Source organism: Vibrio sp. 1069 (assembly GCF_033340555.1).
In genome coordinates this window covers 1-629 of sequence record NZ_JAWOWP010000532.1, presented here as the reverse complement: position 1 = coordinate 629, position 629 = coordinate 1, and the positions used below count along the sequence as shown (strand labels likewise).

Annotated in this window: 1 protein-coding gene; it reads right to left on the bottom strand. The window is 48.3% G+C overall.

All coding sequences use genetic code 11. The annotated features are described in order from the left end of the window. Nucleotides 1-116: 116 nt before the first annotated feature. On the bottom strand, nt 117-629 hold a 513-nt coding region (locus R7040_RS27575; protein WP_318097760.1), incomplete at its 5' end, for a PKD domain-containing protein.

Genomic DNA, 629 nt, shown 5'->3' with positions numbered 1-629 from the left:
GCCAATGATTAACGCTCATTAGTCGTCACAGAAAGCACTAAATACGCTCCGCCGATGACCAAATACAAAAACGCCCTGCCAATATGACAGGGCGTCTATTTGTGTAAAAATGCGCGTTACTCTCGGCAAGCTTCCGCGTCAAAATCTACAACAATCGCGGCATTTTCAAAACTGCCAGAGACTTTTATGTAGCCCCAATAATTGGCTTGGTTTGAAACGGTTATGCACTCTTTGTTACCAGCATTGTCTGACCAACCATGTAGGTTTGAACCATCTGGCCAACCTAGGTTGCTGTATTCAATTTTGAGGTCACCCGTGCCATTGCCAGTTGAGATAGCAATGTTCGCATGTTCATTAACTGCCGGCACACTCAGCCAAATGGTTTGCTGATTTGACAAACAGACAGGCTCGCCAGCATTTAAACGACCACCACTCACTTTGCTTTGTACCGCGCAATCTTGCGGAAGCGTACTACTACCGCCAGTCGCCGAAACCGTCACATTGTGGGTCGCGGTAGCTGTCAAACCGTCATTATCTGTCACTGTTAAACTGACCGTGTACTGACCTTCACTCCCATATTGGTGCGTCGGCTGGGTTTGTGGGCTGGTCGTGCCATCACCGAAGTCCCA